This window comes from Vaccinium witches'-broom phytoplasma str. VAC (genome assembly GCF_000309405.1).
GTDB lineage: Bacteria > Bacillota_I > Bacilli_A > Acholeplasmatales > Acholeplasmataceae > Phytoplasma.
The window spans coordinates 1-239 of the sequence record NZ_AKIN01000104.1 but is presented as its reverse complement, the minus strand read 5'-3'; the positions used below and the strand labels follow the sequence as shown (position 1 = coordinate 239).

The 239-nt window shown below is 31.8% G+C and carries 1 protein-coding gene; it reads left to right on the top strand.

Going from position 1 to position 239, the window contains the following annotated elements; all coding sequences use genetic code 11:
* Positions 1–239 (top strand): toprim domain-containing protein (locus RI68_RS02110; protein ID WP_038104593.1); only part of this gene is annotated, 239 nt, incomplete at both ends.

Below are 239 nucleotides of genomic sequence, written 5' to 3'. Positions count from 1 at the left end.
AGTCAAACACCTACTTTTCATTTCAGTTATCGTTTTTTTGAAGCTTTACCATATATTAAAAAAACAAAAACCATTATTATTCATGAAGGTTTTTTTGATGTCATCAGTTGTTGGCAAAATGGTATTAAAAACGTGGTCGGTCTCATTTGTGTCGCCCAATTACTTTCCCAATCTCAATTAGAAATTCTCAAAAAAGAAAAGATTAAAGTGATTATCGCCTTAGATAACGACGAGACAGG